The organism is Enterobacter cloacae complex sp. FDA-CDC-AR_0164 (genome assembly GCF_003071645.1).
Taxonomy (GTDB): domain Bacteria; phylum Pseudomonadota; class Gammaproteobacteria; order Enterobacterales; family Enterobacteriaceae; genus Enterobacter; species Enterobacter ludwigii.
Genome location: NZ_CP028950.1, coordinates 2,402,697 through 2,421,060 on the forward strand (window position 1 = coordinate 2,402,697; position 18,364 = coordinate 2,421,060).

18 protein-coding genes and 3 tRNA genes are annotated in these 18,364 nt (G+C 54.3%); 11 read left to right on the forward strand and 10 right to left on the reverse strand.

Annotated elements, in window-relative coordinates:
- Positions 1–102: 102 nt before the first annotated feature.
- Positions 103–1,356 (forward strand): N-acetylmuramoyl-L-alanine amidase AmiC, encoded by a 1,254-nt coding sequence (gene amiC, locus AM410_RS11855; RefSeq protein ID WP_020883787.1) that lies wholly within the window; start codon positions 103–105, stop codon positions 1,354–1,356.
- 88 nt (positions 1,357–1,444) lie between these two features.
- On the opposite strand, the gene AM410_RS11860 is transcribed toward amiC, so the two are convergent.
- The 3 genes from AM410_RS11860 to AM410_RS11870 all read right to left on the reverse strand — a co-directional run bounded on the left by AM410_RS11860 (position 1,445) and on the right by AM410_RS11870 (position 1,763).
- Positions 1,445–1,521: transfer RNA gene (locus tag AM410_RS11860), tRNA-Met, on the reverse strand.
- Between the two features lie 44 nt (positions 1,522–1,565).
- Positions 1,566–1,642 (reverse strand) — tRNA-Met (locus AM410_RS11865).
- 44 nt (positions 1,643–1,686) lie between these two features.
- Positions 1,687–1,763: transfer RNA gene (locus tag AM410_RS11870), tRNA-Met, on the reverse strand.
- A 209-nt stretch (positions 1,764–1,972) separates the two neighbouring features.
- On the opposite strand from AM410_RS11870, the gene mltA reads away from it, so the two are divergent.
- Together mltA and tcdA are read left to right on the forward strand one after the other, a co-directional pair.
- Entirely contained in the window at positions 1,973–3,070 is a 1,098-nt protein-coding gene (gene mltA / locus AM410_RS11875) for a murein transglycosylase A (protein WP_025203349.1), read from the forward strand.
- 76 nt (positions 3,071–3,146) lie between these two features.
- Positions 3,147–3,953, forward strand: coding sequence for a tRNA cyclic N6-threonylcarbamoyladenosine(37) synthase TcdA (tcdA, locus tag AM410_RS11880; RefSeq protein ID WP_006811804.1), 807 nt, complete (start codon positions 3,147–3,149; stop codon positions 3,951–3,953).
- Here the strand turns inward: tcdA and csdE are convergent.
- Positions 3,944–4,390, reverse strand: coding sequence for a cysteine desulfurase sulfur acceptor subunit CsdE (gene csdE, locus AM410_RS11885; protein WP_106503455.1), 447 nt, complete (start codon positions 4,388–4,390; stop codon positions 3,944–3,946). The two genes, tcdA and csdE, sit on opposite strands and share 10 nt — an antisense overlap.
- Positions 4,390–5,595, reverse strand: coding sequence for a cysteine desulfurase CsdA (csdA, locus tag AM410_RS11890; RefSeq protein ID WP_025203350.1), 1,206 nt, complete (start codon positions 5,593–5,595; stop codon positions 4,390–4,392). The genes csdE and csdA overlap by 1 nt, the downstream gene beginning before the upstream one ends.
- Before the next feature lie 202 nt (positions 5,596–5,797).
- Between csdA and AM410_RS11895 the strand changes: the two genes are divergently transcribed.
- From AM410_RS11895 to rlmM, 4 genes are all read left to right on the forward strand, one after another.
- Positions 5,798–6,025, forward strand: a complete 228-nt coding sequence (locus tag AM410_RS11895) for a YgdI/YgdR family lipoprotein (RefSeq protein ID WP_003862759.1) — start codon at positions 5,798–5,800, stop codon at positions 6,023–6,025.
- Between the two features lie 349 nt (positions 6,026–6,374).
- Positions 6,375–7,292, forward strand: coding sequence for a glycine cleavage system transcriptional regulator GcvA (gene gcvA / locus AM410_RS11900; protein WP_014171433.1), 918 nt, complete (start codon positions 6,375–6,377; stop codon positions 7,290–7,292).
- A 39-nt stretch (positions 7,293–7,331) separates the two neighbouring features.
- A complete protein-coding gene (locus tag AM410_RS11905) occupies positions 7,332–7,727 on the forward strand; it encodes a DUF423 domain-containing protein (RefSeq protein WP_008499646.1) in 396 nt (131 codons plus the stop codon).
- Positions 7,720–8,820, forward strand: coding sequence for a 23S rRNA (cytidine(2498)-2'-O)-methyltransferase RlmM (gene rlmM, locus AM410_RS11910; RefSeq protein WP_025203351.1), 1,101 nt, complete (start codon positions 7,720–7,722; stop codon positions 8,818–8,820). Before AM410_RS11905 ends, rlmM begins: the two co-directional genes overlap by 8 nt.
- A 57-nt stretch (positions 8,821–8,877) precedes the next feature.
- Here rlmM and xni read toward each other — a convergent pair whose 3' ends face one another.
- From xni to queF, 5 genes are all read right to left on the reverse strand, one after another.
- Positions 8,878–9,633: a flap endonuclease Xni gene (gene xni, locus AM410_RS11915; RefSeq protein WP_014171431.1), complete on the reverse strand. Its 756-nt coding sequence runs from the start codon at positions 9,631–9,633 to the stop codon at positions 8,878–8,880.
- A gap of 112 nt (positions 9,634–9,745) precedes the next feature.
- Positions 9,746–11,113: an L-serine ammonia-lyase gene (locus tag AM410_RS11920; protein ID WP_108647859.1), complete on the reverse strand. Its 1,368-nt coding sequence runs from the start codon at positions 11,111–11,113 to the stop codon at positions 9,746–9,748.
- A gap of 65 nt (positions 11,114–11,178) precedes the next feature.
- Positions 11,179–12,474, reverse strand: coding sequence for an HAAAP family serine/threonine permease (locus AM410_RS11925; protein WP_020883794.1), 1,296 nt, complete (start codon positions 12,472–12,474; stop codon positions 11,179–11,181).
- A gap of 514 nt (positions 12,475–12,988) precedes the next feature.
- Entirely contained in the window at positions 12,989–14,353 is a 1,365-nt protein-coding gene (ppnN, locus tag AM410_RS11930) for a nucleotide 5'-monophosphate nucleosidase PpnN (RefSeq protein WP_014171428.1), read from the reverse strand.
- 116 nt (positions 14,354–14,469) lie between these two features.
- Entirely contained in the window at positions 14,470–15,312 is an 843-nt protein-coding gene (gene queF, locus AM410_RS11935) for an NADPH-dependent 7-cyano-7-deazaguanine reductase QueF (protein WP_032680380.1), read from the reverse strand.
- A gap of 69 nt (positions 15,313–15,381) precedes the next feature.
- Here queF and syd point away from each other — a divergent pair, with 69 nt between their 5' ends.
- The 4 genes from syd to AM410_RS11955 all read left to right on the forward strand — a co-directional run bounded on the left by syd (position 15,382) and on the right by AM410_RS11955 (position 18,134).
- Positions 15,382–15,927 (forward strand): SecY-interacting protein, encoded by a 546-nt coding sequence (gene syd / locus AM410_RS11940; protein ID WP_040018897.1) that lies wholly within the window; start codon positions 15,382–15,384, stop codon positions 15,925–15,927.
- 630 nt (positions 15,928–16,557) lie between these two features.
- Positions 16,558–16,887 carry a YqcC family protein gene (locus tag AM410_RS11945; protein WP_032678877.1) on the forward strand — a complete coding sequence of 110 codons (330 nt, stop codon included), beginning with the start codon at positions 16,558–16,560 and terminating at the stop codon, positions 16,885–16,887.
- Positions 16,884–17,669 carry a tRNA pseudouridine(65) synthase TruC gene (truC, locus tag AM410_RS11950; RefSeq protein WP_014171422.1) on the forward strand — a complete coding sequence of 262 codons (786 nt, stop codon included), beginning with the start codon at positions 16,884–16,886 and terminating at the stop codon, positions 17,667–17,669. Before AM410_RS11945 ends, truC begins: the two co-directional genes overlap by 4 nt.
- A gap of 15 nt (positions 17,670–17,684) precedes the next feature.
- Positions 17,685–18,134 (forward strand): flavodoxin, encoded by a 450-nt coding sequence (locus AM410_RS11955; protein ID WP_014171421.1) that lies wholly within the window; start codon positions 17,685–17,687, stop codon positions 18,132–18,134.
- The last annotated feature ends 230 nt before the right edge of the window (positions 18,135–18,364 follow it).

An 18,364-nucleotide genomic window follows, 5' to 3' on the forward strand; every position in this document is an offset into this window, starting at 1 on the left:
ATGTTTACCCTTTTATAGATGACAGTTTATGCGTCATTCGTTAAAGTTTTCGGTCAATTTAGCGATTTTGTAAATCAATCACTTTTCTTGCTCGGGAGAAGCATGTCGGGATCCAATTCAGCAATAAGCCGCCGCCGGTTGTTAAAAGGGGCAGGGGCGATGTGGTTGCTTAGCGTCAGCCAGGTGGGTCTTGCCGCCACCAGTCAGGTGGTGGCGGTGCGCGTCTGGCCGTCGTCGACCTATACACGCGTTACGGTAGAATCCAATCGGGTGCTGAAATATAAGCAATTTGCCCTCAGCAATCCTGAGCGTGTGGTGGTGGATCTCGAAGGTGTTAACCTCAACTCTGTGCTTAAGGGAATGGCGGCGCAGATCCGCGGCGACGATCCGTTTATCAAATCGGCGCGCGTGGGTCAGTTTGATCCGCAAACCGTGCGCATGGTGTTTGAGCTGAAGCAAAACGTTAAACCGCAGCTGTTTGCCCTGGCACCTGTTGCGACGTTCAAAGAGCGTCTGGTCATGGATCTCTATCCGGCGAATGCGACGGATATTCAGGATCCGCTGCTGGCATTACTGGAAGACTACAACCAGGGCAACCTGGAGAAGCAGGTGCCACCGGCCCAGAGCGGTCCGCAGCCCGGAAAAGCAGGGCGCGATCGCCCGATTGTGATCATGCTGGATCCTGGTCATGGCGGCGAAGACTCGGGCGCAGTGGGGAAATATCGTACCCGGGAAAAAGATGTGGTGCTGCAAATCGCCCGCCGGCTGAAGGCGCTGATCGATAAAGAAGGCAATATGCGCGCCTATATGACGCGAAACGAAGATGTCTTTATTCCACTGAAAGTCCGCGTGGCGAAAGCCCAGAAGCAGCGTGCAGACTTGTTCGTCTCGATTCATGCCGATGCGTTTACCAGCCGCCAGCCGAGCGGTTCGTCGGTGTTTGCGCTCTCGACTAAAGGGGCAACCAGCACCGCCGCAAGATTCCTGGCTGACTCTCAGAACGCCTCGGACCTGATTGGCGGCGTGAGCAAAAGTGGCGATCGCTATGTCGACCACACCATGTTTGATATGGTGCAGTCGTTGACCATCACCGACAGCCTGAAATTTGGTAAAGCGGTGCTGGGCAAGCTAGGCAATGTTAATAAGCTGCACAAAAACAGCGTTGAACAGGCCGGGTTCGCGGTGCTGAAGGCCCCGGATATTCCGTCGATTCTGGTCGAGACCGCGTTTATCAGTAACGTGGAAGAGGAGCGTAAGCTCAGGACGGCAAAATTCCAGCAGGAAGTGGCAGAGTCGATTCTGGCAGGGATCCGGGCGTATTTCTCAGATGGGGCGACGCTGGCAAGGCTTGGGTAGTTGAGTGCGCCGGGTAACCGCCCGGCAGTTTCACAAACCGCAGATACAAAAAAACACCCTGAAGGGTGTTTATTGTTTTAAGAAGTGTTGGTTGCGGGGGCCGGATTTGAACCGACGACCTTCGGGTTATGAGCCCGACGAGCTACCAGGCTGCTCCACCCCGCGTCCGTCTTTCTACTCTTGTAGAAACTTACTTCTTCAAATTTGATTGGTTGCGGGGGCCGGATTTGAACCGACGACCTTCGGGTTATGAGCCCGACGAGCTACCAGGCTGCTCCACCCCGCGTCCGTCTTCCTACTGTCGTAGAAGATACTTCATCAAATTTTAATTGGTTGCGGGGGCCGGATTTGAACCGACGACCTTCGGGTTATGAGCCCGACGAGCTACCAGGCTGCTCCACCCCGCGTCCGTGGAAGCGCACTATACTCGGTTAGGTTTGTGATGCAACCCCTTTTTCACATAAATCATTAACTTTGTATGTAAATTGAACGGCGTTGCGATATTTGGACTATTTTTTGCTCAGAATTTGCCAAAGGGCATGTGATTCCGTTTCTTTAGAACAGTGGGTTTGTTATCTTCATCACGCGGTAATGGGCAACTTTAAGACGAGATATAATGAAAGGACGTTGGGCGAAGTATCTAATGACAGGGGCAATGGTAGCCATTCTTGCGGCCTGCTCTTCTAAACCGACCGATCGCGGTCAACAGTATAAAGACGGGAAGCTATCCCAGCCTTTCTCTTTAGTTAATCAACCTGATGCCGTTGGCGCACCGATCAACGCCGGAGACTTTTCCGAGCAGGTTTACCAGATCCGCAACGCGTCGCCACGTCTGTATGGCTCACAGAGCAGCGTTTATAACGCGGTACAGGACTGGCTACGCGCGGGCGGTGATACGCGCAATATGCGCCAGTTTGGTATCGACGCCTGGCAGATGGAAGGGGCGGATAACTATGGCAACGTCCAGTTTACCGGTTACTACACCCCGGTTATCCAGGCGCGACACACGCGTCAGGGCGAGTTCCAGTATCCCATTTACCGAATGCCGCCTAAACGCGGTCGTCTGCCGTCCCGCGCTGAGATCTACTCCGGTGCGCTGAGCGAAAACTACGTTCTGGCCTACAGCAACTCGCTGATGGACAACTTCATCATGGATGTTCAGGGCAGCGGCTATATCGACTTTGGCGATGGCTCCCCCCTGAACTTCTTTAGTTATTCCGGTAAAAACGGTCATGCCTATCGCAGCATTGGTAAAGTGCTGATCGACAGAGGCGAAGTGAAAAAAGAAGACATGTCGATGCAGGCGATCCGCGAGTGGGGTGAAAAACACAGCGAAGCCGAAGTGCGTGAGCTGCTGGAACAGAACCCGTCGTTTGTCTTCTTTAAACCGCAAAACTTTGCGCCAGTGAAAGGGGCGAGTGCCGTTCCACTGATTGGCCGCGCCTCGGTAGCTTCGGATCGTTCTATTATTCCTGCGGGCACCACGCTGCTGGCGGAAGTGCCTCTGCTGGATAACAACGGCAAATTTAACGGTCAGTACGAGCTACGTCTGATGGTCGCGCTGGATGTCGGCGGTGCGATTAAAGGTCAGCACTTCGATATTTATCAGGGCATTGGCCCGGATGCGGGGCACCGTGCAGGCTGGTATAACCACTATGGGCGCGTATGGGTGCTCAAGGCAGCCCCTGGCAGCGGTAACGTATTCAGCGGCTGATTGTGGTATTCTGAGTCGTACTGAATTAACAGAGAAGGGTGAGGAATAACCTCACCCTTTTGACATCTGAGGTTTTATGTCTGTAGTAATCAGCGATGCCTGGCGTCAGCGTTTTGGCGGCACGGCACGTCTATATGGTGAAAAAGCCCTGCAGCTGTTTGCGGATGCGCATGTCTGCGTCGTGGGGATTGGCGGTGTTGGCTCCTGGGCGGCGGAAGCGCTGGCGAGAACCGGCATTGGCGCGATCACGCTGATTGATATGGATGACGTTTGCGTCACCAACACCAACCGTCAAATCCATGCCCTGCGCGATAACGTCGGGCTGGCGAAATCTGAGGTGATGGCGGAGCGTATTCGCCTGATTAACCCGGAATGCCGCGTGACGGTGATCGATGACTTTGTGACGGCAGATAACGTCGCCGAATACATGAGTAAAGGCTACAGCTATGTCATCGACGCTATCGACAGCGTGCGTCCAAAAGCGGCGTTGATTGCCTACTGTCGGCGTTACAAGGTTCCTCTGGTTACCACCGGGGGGGCGGGCGGGCAAATCGATCCCACGCAGATTCAGGTGGCCGATTTGGCAAAGACGATTCAGGACCCGCTGGCGGCCAAGCTGCGCGAGCGCTTAAAAAGCGATTTTAACGTCGTGAAAAACAGTAAAGGCAAGCTGGGCGTTGACTGTGTCTTTTCGACTGAAGCCTTAGTCTACCCGCAGGCTGACGGTTCGGTGTGTGCGATGAAAAGCACGGCGGAAGGGCCAAAAAGGATGGATTGTGCCTCAGGCTTTGGTGCGGCCACCATGGTGACCGCCTCTTTCGGCTTTGTAGCCGTCTCTCACGCCCTGAAGAAAATGATGGCGAAGGCGGAACGTCAGGCCTGAGCCTGACGCGCGGCATCCTGTACCGCCTCACTGAGTGCGACCAGGCCCTGACCGCGCGAGGCGCTGAGCTGCGCCCGTAGCCCCAGCTCATCGAACAATGCCAGCGGCGAGTGCGTCAGCAGCTCCGCCGCGCTTTTCCCTTCCACGGCGGTTAACAGTACCGCCAGCAGCCCGCGAACGATACGTCCTTCGCTGTCGCCAAAGAAATGCAGTTTTTCACCGGATACCGTGCATCCCAGCCAGACGCGGTTCTCGCAGCCGGAAATCTCTTTCGCCTGCGCTTTGCGTTCGTCTGACAGCGCCGGCAACTGCTTGCCGAGCAGGATCAGCTGGCGATATTTATCTTCCCATTGCAACAGCGGGGCGAAAGTCTGTTTTAAGGTCTCTTCTGTGATGACCGTGCCAAACGGATGCTCGGCTAACGCTGAATTCGTCATTAATCCACCAGTATTTCAAGGGCGCGGTCAACGGCATCAACCAGCGCATCCACATCGCTTTGTGTATTATACGGCGCAAACGACGCACGCAGTGTACCGCTCACACCCAGCGCGGCCAGTAATGGCTGCGCGCAGTGCTGGCCGGCACGCAGGGCAATGCCATACCCGGCAAGCAACGTAACCATATCGCTATGATGAACGCCGGCAAAATCAAAGGCCAGCAGGCTTGAGTCCTGCACGCGGAACGATCGAAAACCCGGACGTTTCTGCAGCGCCTCTTCTGCAAGCGTCGCCAGACCCCGGCTCCAGCGTTCTGCCTGAGCGATATCCGTTTCAGCCAGCCATTCAAGCGCGGCACTCAGGCCGATGACGCCTGCGACGTTCGGCGTTCCGGCTTCCAGACGGTAAGGGACATCCTGTGTTTTAAAGCCCTCAAAGGTCACCTCGGTGATCATTTTGCCTCCCCCAAGCCACGGCGTCATTTGCGCCAGCAGGGTCGGTTTTCCGTACAGCACCCCGATCCCGGTTGGGCCATACAGCTTATGTCCTGAGAAGGCATAAAAATCAATATCCAGCTTTTGTACATCAGCGGGGAAATGCACCACGCCCTGGGCACCGTCGACCATCACCACCATGTCGTTAGCGTGGGCCACGTCGATGGCCAGAGCCAGATCCGGGCAACCCCCTGTGACGTTCGACATTTGTCCGAGTGCCAGAATGCGGCTGCGGGGGGTAATGAACTCAGATAAGCGCGCTACGTCTGGCAGAAGATCTGCACCCAGCGGCAGTTTCACAATGCGCGCGCCCGTTTGCTCAGCCACCATCAGCCATGGAACCAGGTTGGCGTGGTGTTCTGCCTCGCTGACAATAATTTCATCGCCGGGCTTTAGCCGCGGGCGCGCATAGCACTGGGCCACCATGTTAATGGCTTCAGTAGTGCCTCGCGTCCAGACGATGTTTTTCCCGCTTTCGGCGTTGATCAGGCGTGCGACCTGATCGCGCGCGGCTTCATAGCGCGCGGTTAATCGCTGTGCTTCGGCAAACTGGCTACGGTGCACGTTCCCGGCGCTCAGGCTGTAGAACTGCTGCGTCGCCTCAATGACAGCCTGAGGCTTAAGGGCGGTGGCAGCGCTATCAAGGTAAATACCGGCATCGGCCAGCGCCGGGAACTGTGCGCGAAACTGCGCGGGACTGAAAGCGTTCATGGAATTCCTCATCTCAATAGTGAGATCGTCGCGCAATTTCATCGGCAGGGCAAGAAGGTTGATATCTATCAGATTTGTCTGCTAATCCCCACTTATCCTGGCGACTCTGAAAAAGCAGGTTATGCTAAATAAGGTTAGGTGAATGTTTAAGCCTGTTATAAATCGATGTTTGAATAGCATTAATTGCTAAAGGAGAATAAGCATGAAAAAGACAGCCGCCATTATCTCTGCCTGTGCGTTGACCTTTGCCCTGAGCGCCTGTTCCGGTAACAACTACGTAATGCATACTAACGATGGCCGTTCTATCGTCTCTGAAGGGAAACCGACAACCGATAACGACACCGGTATGATTTCGTATAAAGATGCGAACGGGAACAAGCAGCAGATTAATCGCACTGACGTGAAGGAAATGAAAGAAATCGAGCATTAATCGATCGCAGGCGAAAAAAAAGCACCGCAAATTGGCGGTGCTACATTAATCACTATGGACAGACAGGGTAAATGTACAGGAAGTGAAAAATTGGTAGCGTTGCTACCGTGGTCTGAATCGCAGACCAATTGCAAACACAACAACACAACATCACAACCGTAAGCCAAAAGCCCTTCAGAACACGCATTCCGAAAAAAGCTCTTCGTTCCGGCTCAGGAAGTGCCGCCACTATAGGTATTTGCTGGTAGTTCCTCAACGGACAAATTATAATGGCTCAGATAAAAAAAACTAATAGGTTAAACATTGTTTCCTGTTTGTTAAATCTCGTTAACATCTAAGCCAGATAACCATGTCGAAGCGATTGCCACCCCTAAATGCATTACGTGTTTTTGATGCAGCAGCACGTCACCTGAGTTTCACGCGCGCAGCCGATGAGCTTTTTGTGACACAGGCCGCAGTAAGTCACCAAATCAAGTCTCTGGAGGATTTCCTAGGCCTTAAGCTGTTCCGTCGGCGCAACCGTTCATTACTGTTGACCGAAGAGGGGCAGAGCTATTTTCAGGATATTAAAGAGATTTTTTCCCAGCTCACGGAAGCCACGCGCAAGCTGCAGGCCCGCAGTGCAAAAGGCGCGCTGACGGTAAGTTTATTACCCAGTTTTGCCATTCAGTGGCTGGTGCCAAGACTCACAAGCTTTAACTCAGCTTATCCGGGAATCGACGTTCGAATCCAGGCGGTGGACCGTCAGGAAGACAAGCTGGCCGATGATGTGGACGTCGCCATTTTTTATGGCCGCGGTAACTGGCCAGGCTTGCGTGTGGAAAAATTATACGCAGAATATCTGCTGCCGGTCTGTTCACCGCTGCTCTTAACGGGCGAAAAGGCGCTGAAGACCCCCGCTGACCTGGCGCGACATACGCTTTTACATGATGCTTCTCGCCGTGACTGGCAAACTTATACCCGTCAATTAGGTCTTAATCATATAAACGTGCAGCAGGGCCCCATTTTTAGCCACAGCGCAATGGTGTTACAGGCTGCCATTCACGGGCAAGGCGTGGCGTTGGCGAATAACGTCATGGCGCAGTCCGAAATTGAGGCAGGCCGTCTGGTTTGTCCATTTAATGATGTGCTGGTCAGCAAGAACGCGTTTTATCTGGTTTGTCATGACAGTCAGGCAGAACTGGGTAAAATAGCCGCTTTCCGACAGTGGATTCTGGCGAAAGCGGCGAGCGAGCAAGAAAAATTCCGCTTCAGGTATGAACAGTAACTTTTGTGTGCCGGGCACGCATCACTTTAGGATTTAAACATGACCAGCCGATTCATGCTGATTTTTGCCGCGGTGAGTGGCTTTATTTTTGTTGCACTGGGCGCCTTTGGCGCACATGTATTAAGCAAGTCGTTGGGGGCGGTAGAAATGGGCTGGATCCAGACCGGCCTTGAATACCAGGCATTCCACACGCTGGCGATTTTTGGGCTGGCGGTGGCAATGCAGCGCCGCATCAGCATCTGGTTTTACTGGAGCAGCGTATTCCTGGCGTTAGGCACCGTGTTGTTCAGCGGTAGTCTTTACTGCCTGGCGCTTTCGCATTTACGCCTGTGGGCGTTTGTTACACCTGTCGGCGGCGTCAGCTTCCTGGCAGGTTGGGTATTAATGTTTATCGGAGCCATCCGTCTGAAACGCAAGGGCGTTGTTCATGAATAAGGTTGTTTTATATTGTCGCCCGGGGTTTGAGAAAGAGTGCGCCGCGGAAATTACTGATAAAGCGGCGAAGCGCGAAGTCTTTGGCTTTGCACGCGTTAAAGATAATGCCGGCTACGTCGTATTCGAGTGCTATCAGCCTGAGGATGCGGATAAACTCGCGCGTGAGCTGCCGTTCAGCTCACTGATCTTCGCTCGCCAGATGTTTGTTGCCGGTGAACTGCTAAAAGATCTTCCGCCGGAAGACCGCATCACGCCGGTTGTGGGTATGCTGCAGGGCGTCGTGGAAAAGGGTGGCGAGCTGCGTGTTGAAGTCGCGGACACCAACGAAAGCAAAGAGCTGATGAAGTTCTGCCGTAAGTTCACCGTACCGCTGCGCGCTGCACTGCGTGACGCAGGCGTGCTGACAAACTACGAAACGCCAAAACGTCCGGTGGTGCATATATTCTTTATCGCCCCCGGCTGCTGCTATACGGGTTACTCCTACACCAACAACAACTCTCCCTTCTTCATGGGCATTCCGCGTCTGAAATTCCCTTCAGATGCGCCAAGCCGTTCTACCCTGAAGCTGGAAGAGGCGTTCCACGTGTTTATCCCGGCGGATGAGTGGGATGAGCGTCTGGCGAACGGCATGTACGCGGTCGATCTCGGCGCGTGTCCGGGCGGCTGGACCTATCAACTGGTGAAACGCAACATGTGGGTCTCTTCGGTTGATAACGGCCCGATGGCCCAAAGCCTGATGGATACCGGACAGGTCACCTGGCTGCGTGAAGATGGTTTCCGCTATCGTCCCACCCGCAACAACATCTCCTGGATGGTGTGCGATATGGTTGAGAAGCCGGCAAAAGTGGCCGCGCTGATGGCCTCCTGGCTGGTGAACGGCTGGTGCCGTGAGACTATCTTTAACCTTAAGCTACCGATGAAAAAGCGCTATGAGGAAGTCTCGCAAAACCTGGCCTATATCCAGGCGCAAATGGATGAGCACGGCATTAACGTGGAGATTCAGGCGCGCCAGCTGTATCACGACCGCGAAGAAGTGACGGTGCACATTCGTCGCTGGTGGGCTGCTGTCGGCGGACGTCGCGACGAGCGATAATACGCGTTACATTGCCCGGTGGCGTTTTGCTTGCCGGGCAATTCATCTGAAAACGATTTAACGTTCTAAGCGCAACTGCTGCAAGTTCCCGTCCAGCTGTAAATCCGTCTGTAACGTCGCCACATCCCGGCAGATAAAGGCCATCTCTTTATGCGCCTCCAGCTTTTTGCGCCATTTTTCCGGGACCTCGTCCAGCCTGGCGTAAATTCCTTCCAGACTCTGAAAATCCGTCAGCAGTTGGGCGGCACTCTTCGGCCCGATGCCTGCCACTCCCGGAACCTTCGAGCTGCTTATTCCGGCCAGCCCCCAGTAGTCAGGAAGTTGTTCCGGCGAGACGCCAAACTCACTGGCGATAAAGGGGGCATCAAGCCAGCGCTTCTGGAAGTAATCGCGGATGCGGACGGTGGGCGAAAGCAGCTGGCAGTAGCCTTTATCGGTTGAGACGATGGTGGCCTGATGTCCGGCGCTCGCGACCTTGACGGCTAACGTGGCGGCCAGATCATCGGCTTCATTGCCATGGGCTCCCCAGCAGGGAACGCCGCGCTGTTCAAAGGCGGCGCGAATGGCCGGCATTTCGGCATGCAAATCGTCAGGCATTGGTGCGCGCCCGGCCTTGTAGTCGGGAAGGCGCTGGTGTCGCCAGCCGCTGTTACGCGCTTCATCATCAAAAACGGCAACCACATGGGTCGGTTCGCTATGGCGGATAAGTTGCTCCAGCGCGTGCAGACACGTGTCCTTACAGGGCGTACCTTGCACCGCATGGATCCGGCGAATGAGGTTGAGCGCATCGACGATAAGCAAATGAACAGCCACAGATAATCTCCCTTCTGTTTTATGGGGGAAGGGTAACATTGTCAGCGGTGGGAAACTATGTGCGGTGGGGAAAACAGGAAGAAGCCTCGCAAAACGAGGCTTCCTGAAAGGCTCAATCGCAGGTCACAATCTTCATCGCCAGACCGCCGCGAGATGTTTCGCGGTATTTGGCGTTCATATCTTTACCTGTTTCGTACATGGTTTCGATAACTTTATCGAGGCAAACGCGCGGTTCACTGGTACGACGCAGCGCCATACGTGCGGCGTTGACCGCCTTCACGGAGGCGATGGCGTTACGCTCGATGCAAGGCACCTGTACCTGTCCGGCAACCGGGTCGCAGGTCAGTCCCAGGTTATGTTCCATGCCGATTTCAGCCGCAATACAGACCTGTGTCGGGCTTGCGCCCAGCAGTTCTGCCAGACCCGCCGCAGCCATGGAGCAGGCGACGCCAACTTCACCCTGACAGCCTACTTCTGCACCGGAAATGGAGGCGTTCATCTTGTACAGTGAACCAATCGCACTGGCGACCAGCAGGTAGCGTGCCAGCGAGTTCGCGTTCACTTCGCGGATAAACTTGTCGTAGTACGCCAGTACCGCCGGAACGATACCGCAGGCGCCGTTAGTCGGTGCTGTCACCACGCGGCCACCCGCAGCGTTCTCTTCGTTTACCGCCAGCGCGAACATATTGATCCAGTCAACGACCGCCATGGGGTCCGTGGTCGTTTTGTCGGTGCTCACGAGCATCCGACGCAGCGCTGCCGCACGGCGTGGTACGCGAAGCTTACCGGGCAGAACGCCTTCGGTAGTGATCCCGCGTTCGATACCGCCGCGCATGACTTCCCAGACGCTGGTGAAGTGCTGCTCCAGCTCCGCTTTGCTGTGCAAGGCCAGCTCGTTTTTCATCATCAGGCCGGAAAGGGAGAGACCCGTTTCCTGGCAGTGACGCTGAAGATCCGCCGCGGTTTTGTACGGATAAGGCACGTCAACGGAGGATGTGCTGGTTTCACCAAAGTGGTCTTCGTCGACGATAAACCCGCCGCCGATAGAGTAGTAAGTCTGGCTGTATACCACTTTGTCGCCTGCCAGTGCGGTAATACGCATCCCGTTTTCGTGCAGTGACAGGTTGTCAGCATGGAAATTCATGCAATGATCAACCGGGAATTCCACTTCATGTTCGCCATTTGCCAGCAGCAGGCGACCGTGGGTATTGACGTCCTGGATGAAACCAGGGATCGCATCAATATCAACGGTATCCGGCAGGTTTCCTGTCAGGCCCATGATAATGGCGATATCGGTATGGTGGCCCTTACCTGTCAGGGAGAGAGAGCCGTACACATCGACAACCACGCGGGTTACGTCGTGCAAAATGCCGCGCGCAATCAAGTCATCCGTGAACTGCTTACCGGCTTTCATTGGTCCGACGGTGTGAGAGCTGGAAGGACCAATACCGATTTTGAAAATATCGAATACGCTAATCATGATGCGTCCATTGCTTTCAGTCAGAGGGGGAGGAGTGCGCCGTCCTGAGACGGCGCGGGTGATAATCAGAACATGGTGTACAGGGAGTAGAAGATTGCGGAGATAGCGATAAGCCCCATGATAACCACGAAGATATTGCTAATCTGACCGCTGTACTTGCGCATGGCAGGTACTTTCTGAATCGCGTACATCGGCATCAGGAACAGAATCATCGCGATAACCGGGCCGCCCAGGGTTTCAATCATGCCCAGGATGCTTGGGTTCAGCGTGGCAACTGCCCAGGTGGTGACCAGCATGAACAGCGCGGTCATCTTGTTCAGTTTGTTGACTTCAATGCTCTTGCCTTTACCGCGCAGAGATTTAATCACCATACCGTTGAAGCCTTCACGTGCGCCCAGGTAGTGGCCGAGGAAGGATTTGGTAATGGCGATGATCGCGATGATAGGTGCCATCCACGCGATGACCGGTGCGTTAAAGTGGTTCGCCAGGTAAGACAGAATGGTGATGTTCTGCTCTTTCGCTGCCGCCAGATCCGCCGGGGAGAGGCTCAGTACACAGCTGAAGACGAAGAACATAACGGTCAGCACCATCATGATGTGCGCACGCGCCAGGATGCTGGAGCACTTCTTCTCTGCACCGTCGCCGTACTCTTCACGCTTCGCCACGGCGAAGGAGGAGATGATCGGTGAGTGGTTAAAGGAGAATACCATCACCGGGATCGCCAGCCACAGGGTCATCAGCAGGCCGTTACCGGTTGCAGATGCGCTGCTCAGGGAGAGCGTTTCCAGCGCGGCACCGTGCCACTGTGGAATCAGATACAGCGCCAGTACCATCAGTGCAGCCACAAACGGGAACACCAGGATGCTCATCGCTTTCACGATCATCTGCTCACCGAAACGGACAATGGTCATCATGCCCACAATCAGGATCAGAGACAGAATGGCACGCGGTGGTGGCGTCATGTGCAGCTGGTGCAGCATGAAGCTTTCAACGGTGTTAGTGATTGCAACGCTGTAAACCAGCAAAATAGGGTAAATCGCGAAGAAGTAGAGCAGGGTAATCAGTTTACCTGCGCCCACGCCGAAATGTTCTTCAACGACTTCAGTAATGTCTTCGCCAGGATTTTTACCGGACAGCACGAAGCGGGTCAGGCCGCGGTGCGCAAAGTAGGTCATCGGGAAGGCAATGATAGCCATGATGATCAGCGGAATCAGACCGCCGACGCCTGCGTTAATAGGAAGGAACAATACACCAGCGCCGATAGCTGTGCCGTAAAGGCCAAGCATCCACATGGTATCTGATTTGCGCCAACCACTTCGGGATTCAATCGAAGCAACGGTGCTGGTTTGAGTGGTTTCCATCTGTATCTCCTGGAGGAAGCAAATTGTCAGGTTTGTAGTCAAATCCGATGAAAAAGTGCCTGACGGTAATATGAAATTCGTTCAGTGACGGTTTTTTAATAATTTTCGCCCGTAACTATTGGCGGGCGGAAAGATACATTCTCGTTATGAATCTATCAGTGATCCCGATCCCAATTGCAATAATCCACTTTTGATGTGGGCATCTTTAGACCATTTATCTATTAAAAAAACATCGAATAGGATTTACGGGCGCGAAGGCTACCATCAACAACATGTGAGCTAAAAGAGCACCCGCGAAGATAGGTGTCTTACGCTGTAAAGAAATGGGTTTTTAGGATTTTCTGGCAGGTAATTTAGTTTAAGGCTGATAATTTACGGTTGTAAAAACGAGGTAATCGTTTGCGTGACGTCGGAGTTTGTAAAAGGTATAAGCAATATCTATGAGTTGTTTCGGTAATAAAAAAGCCGGGCCCCACAGCATCGTGGCCCGGCTTTTATCAGGAGAGTGAAAATGTTACGTGCAGATTTCGTAGCAAGGAATGTACGCCGACCCGGGTAGCTTCATGCGGTGCTGGGCAACAAAGCCCTGCAGCATGTCATCCATGCGGCGCATCATTTCGCGATCGCCATGGATCTTATACGGACCATACTTCTCGATAGCACGGATACCCATCTCTTTCACGTTACCCGCCACGATGCCGGAGAAGGCGCGTCGCAGGTCGGCAGCCAGGACTTCTACCGGCTGGTCCGGGTACAGTTTCAGGTTGGCCATGTTTTCGTGCGAGGGTTCGAACGGGATCTGCAGGTCTGGCGCGATGCGGATTGACCAGTTAAAGCTGTAGGCATCTCCGGTGTCGCGACGGTTCTCTTTAACCAGCGGCATCGCTTTTTTCATCTGACGCGCCACTTCTGCCGCATCGTCAATGATGATGCGATAGTGACGACGCGCGGTTTCCCCCAGCGTATGCACGATAAACTCGTCCAGTACGCGGAAGTAGTCAGCGCTCTCTTTCGGCCCGGTCAGGATCAACGGCAGAACCTGATCTTTGTTAGCCGGGTTCATCAGAATACCCAGCAGGTAGAGCAGCTCTTCTGCGGTTCCCACGCCGCCCGGGAAGATGATTATCCCGTGGGCGATACGGACAAACGCCTCAAGGCGTTTCTCGATATCCGGCATAATAATCAGTTCGTTAACCAGCGGGTTAGGTGGCTCAGCGGCGATGATCGACGGCTCGGTCATGCCGATAAAGCGCCCTTCTTTGTAACGCTGCTGAGCGTGTCCCACTGCCGCGCCTTTCATCGGCGCTTCCATCGCCCCGGGACCACAGCCGGTACAGATATTCAGCTCACGCAGGCCGAGCTGGTTTCCTACCCGACGGGCATAGAGATATTCGGTTTCGTTAATCGAGTGACCACCCCAGCAGACGACCATATTAGGGGCTTCGCCCACGTGCAGGGCGCGGGCGTTACGTAAAATGGAGAACACCAGATTGGTGATATGTACCGAGCTTTCCAGGTCGAGATGCTGGAAGCGGCCTGCGTTGTGGATCTGCCCGTTAACAAACAGGATGTCACGCAGCACGGCAAACAGGTTGGCCTGAAGGGAGCGAATGATGCGCCCGTCCACAAAGGCCTCTTCCGGCGGGTTGATCACTTCAAGTTTCACGCCACGCTCGCGGCGCAGCACGTTGATATCAAAGCTTTCGAAGCGGGACAGCAGCTCTTTACTGTTGTCGGTCAGGCTTCCGGAGTTCAGTACGGCAAGTGAACAGTTACGAAACAATTGATAAAGATCGCTGCTGGCCGTGCGTTTAAGCATGTCCACTTCCAGCTGCGACAACATATCCATTGAGCCAAGAGGGCTAATATGTGTAATCAAGTGAGCTCCTTACGGGACGATTATCGTCTTTCCCTGTTGATTACAATAGCCCTGGCTTACGACGTTTCACAACCTAAAGCGCGGAATAGACCGCGCATATTGCGAAAATATTTAGGTTACTGGCGTACAAGACGGCCGGTGGCAGGCACAAAGTCCGTGTTGGTGCGCCATGGATTGATATCCAGACCACCACGGCGGGTGTAGCGCGCATAAACGCTTAACGTTTCGGGATGACAGAAACGCTGAATATCATTAAAGATGCGCTCCACGCACTGCTCGTGGAATTCGTTGTGATGGCGGAACGACACCAGGTAGCGCAGCAGTTTTTCCCGGTCAATCTTCGGACCGCGATACTGGATCTGCACGGAGCCCCAGTCCGGCTGATGGGTGATCAGGCAGTTGGATTTCAGTAAATGACTTACCAGCGTCTCTTCAACGATCTTTCCGCTTGCCGCATTTTCGAGGTAATCGGTACTGAATTCGTAATTATCCACTGCGATATCCTGATCGTCGATGCAGGTGCCGTTGAAGTGGGCAACCGGCTGCCCTTCCAGCTCATTCAGACGATAGAGTGACACGCTCACCTTGCCCTGCGCGCAGGCGCTTAAATCCCGCTCCAGGGTATGCTGAACCTCTTCCTGACTGTCGAATTTGGTCTGGTTAAAGCTGTTGAGATAGAGCTTAAAGCTTTTGGATTCCACCAGGTTCTGGCTGGCATAATCCAGTTCAACATGGCCCACAGCAACCTGCGGCAGACCGCGGGCGTTGAGCCAGGAGAGCTCGTACAACGTCCAGATATCACCGCCAACAAACGGCAGCGCGTCAGCGCGCAGGCCCAGAGGATCGCGATTCAGACTGCGCGGTACGCCCTGCAGCAGGCTTGCATCGTAGGTGTCGCGGTAATCGGTCGATTTACCCAGCGTTAAGCCCGTTAACGCCTGATGATTTTCGTAAGACATGTTTCATAGCCACTTTACAGGTACACTTATGGGCTGAGTTTATCCTGTCTTACAAGAAGAGAGAAATCGGTGGACATCGAAACTGCAAATGCCCTCACTGCCTTCACGACCCGCTATTGCGATGCATGGCATGAAACGCACGGCACATGGCCGCAAAGCACTGACTTATATGGTGTACCTTCGCCGTGTATTATCTCTTCTCCGGATGATTACGTTATCTGGCAACCGCAATCCCCGACGGGTGAGCAAAATGTAAATGCGGTTGAACGGGCAATGGACATTGTGGTACAACCAGCGGTTCACGCGTTTTATACCACGCAATTTGCAGGGGATATGCCTGCGCGATTTGCTGATATCACCCTGACGCTGTTGCAGACCTGGAGTGAAGACGATCTGCAGCGTGTTCAGGAAAACCTGATTGGTCATCTGGTCACGCAAAAACGCCTTAAGCTTTCTCCGACGCTCTTTATTGCCACGCTGGACAGTGAACTGGACGTTATCTCAGTCTGCAACCTGTCTGGTGAAGTGGTTAAAGAGACCATCGGTACCCGCAATCGCGAGACTCTCGCCCCCTCACTTGCGGAATTCCTCACCCGACTTGAGCCACTTCTGTAATCCACGATGCTATCGCGCGTGTGAGAGATCTCTTACAGAGTTGTGAGAGATCGCTGGATCATTCAGTATTGCCTTATTTAATTAAGATTAACATTACTCTATTTTTCAATACGTTAATGAGCTATCGCCGCGTCCAGGGGGGCACGGGACGGCTTACAGCGCTGCCAGCATGGGTTGTAAGACGAAGCAGAATAGCGGATTCTAGTTGTGTCGACAGGACGCCGACACGAGAAACGAACATCAGGATGATGGCGTTTCTCACCAGGAACACGTCAGGATGACGCTGCAGGAAGGCTTCAGGATGAAGCAAAAGGATCGCGCAGGATGCGTAAGGGACACCTCCAGGAAGGGAGAATGAGAGCCGGTCAGGATGGTCGGTGGGTCAGGATGGCCAGGACGTTTCAGGATGAAACAAACACATCAGGACGATGTGAGCAGGATGCACAAGGTGAAGGATGACCAGGCCTTCGGGCTTCAGGAAAAGTTGTCACGGATGAGCAGGGAGCACGAATTGTAGCTGGATTGCTGCGGAACGAACCGGGAGCACTGTTTTTACAGTGCTCCCTTTTTTTATTTCTGTCTCCTGCAATGCTATGCTGCGCGCCGTTCACTTTTTCAGTTGAGGTTACTATGACGCAACACGATAGCGTTCGTGCCCGGTTGCACGCCATCGAGGCATTATTGCGCCAACATCAGCTGTGGCAGGAGACCGCGCCGCAGCCAGAAGCCTTCGCAAGCACTCAGCCGTTCTGTCTGGATACGCTGGCACCGTTCGAATGGCTCCAGTGGGTGTTAATTCCGCGTATGCACGCGCTGCTCGACGGTGGCCACCCGCTGCCGCAGGCGTTCGCTGTTGCGCCTTATTATGAAATGGCGCTGGACGCGACCCACCCTGCGCGCGATGTCATGCTGATTGAGCTGGAAAAGCTGGATGCTGTGTTTGCCGGTGAAGATGCATGACGCTTGAGATCCTCTATCAGGATGAGTGGCTGGTCGCGGTAAACAAACCGTCTGGCTGGCTGGTGCACCGAAGCTGGCTGGACCGCGATGAAAAAGTGGTGGTGATGCAAACCGTGCGCGACCAGATTGGTCAGCACGTCTTTACGGCTCATCGTCTCGACAGGCCAACCTCCGGTGTGTTGCTGATGGGGCTTTCCAGCGAAGCGGGCCGCCTGCTGTCGCAGCAGTTCGAACAGCACCAGATCCAGAAACGCTACCACGCGATCGTTCGTGGCTGGCTGACGGAGAGCGCCACGCTCGATTATCCGCTGGTGGAAGAGCTGGACAAGATTGCCGATAAATTTGCCCGCGATGACAAAGGCCCGCAGCCTGCCGTGACGGATTACCGCGGCATGGCGACCACGGAAATGCCGGTGGCAACCAGCAAGTTTCCGACCACCCGCTACAGTCTGGTTGAGCTGTTGCCCAAAACCGGGCGCAAACACCAGCTCCGCCGTCACCTGAAACATCTGCGTCATCCGATTATTGGTGACAGCAAGCACGGCGATTTGCGACAGAACCGCAGTGCTGCCGAACATTTTGGCTGCGACCGCCTGATGCTGCATGCCAGTGAACTGAGCCTGACGCACCCGTTTACCGGCGAACCGCTGACTCTCCATGCGGGGCTGGACAACGTCTGGATGCAGGCGCTGTCACAGTTTGGCTGGCTGGGGCAACTCCCCGAAAATGAAAGGGTTGAGTTTGTATCGGGCAACGTTCAGGATGAACAGCAAGCGCAATAATCAAGGAAATACATCATGGCTGAAGTGGGCATTTTTGTCGGCACAATGTACGGCAACTCGCTGCTGGTAGCAGAAGAGGCTGAGGCGATACTCGCAGGCCAGGGCCATAAAGCCACGGTCTATGAAGACCCGGAGCTGGCAGACTGGGAAAAGTACAAAGATAAATACATTCTGGTGGTTACCTCCACTACCGGGCAGGGCGATCTGCCGGACAGCATCGTGCCGCTTTTCCAGGCAATCAAGGATCAGCTTGGCTATCAGCCGGATGTTCACTACGGCATCATTGCTCTGGGCGACAGTTCTTACGCCAATTTCTGCGGCGGTGGTAAGCAGTTCGATGCGCTTTTGCAGGAACAGAGCGCGCAACGCGTCGGTGAGATGTTGCTGATTGATGCAGGTGAACACCCTGAGCCAGAGAGTGAATCGAACCCGTGGGTTGAACACTGGGCAACGCTGCTTAAATAACGCTCTGGCCGGGCAGCCCTTCGCATACCCGGGCTCCCGCGCCCACGTGGCGCGAGCGCAAACACAAAACGGTAACGTCGGTTACCGTTTTGCTTTTCTCCCGCCTTCCGGCGAATTCCGTGAACTACCTTCCACTGCTTTGGGCTTATGCCCCAAACAACTTCTCATTGACCCCTCAATGTTGTGTTCATGCACGGTGAGGGACAGAGGCACTTCTCCCTATACTTTTC